1 pseudogene is annotated in these 243 nt (G+C 39.9%); it reads left to right on the plus strand.

The annotated features are described in order from the left end of the window. A pseudogene (locus NLF92_RS13640) lies at window positions 1-243 on the plus strand (hybrid sensor histidine kinase/response regulator); the annotation flags it as partial.

Raw genomic sequence — 243 nt, forward strand, 5'->3', positions numbered from 1 at the left:
GATAAGCTAGGCGGTACTATAACCGTAACCAGTACATTAAATGTAGGCTCTGAATTTAAAATTTTATTTCCCATTAAACCTGTTGAAACACCACCTGCCAAAGCGGTTCACGTTTCTAATGCAAAATTTGCCATTGTAGACGACTTAGAAATTTCGAGACTTCATTTACACGCAATGATCACCACACAAGGTTATAGCGCACGCACGTTTTCATCAGGTGCAGAATTGCTCAACTTGCACGAT

This window comes from Opacimonas viscosa (assembly GCF_024199005.1).
In the GTDB taxonomy this organism is placed as follows: domain Bacteria; phylum Pseudomonadota; class Gammaproteobacteria; order Enterobacterales; family Alteromonadaceae; genus Opacimonas; species Opacimonas viscosa.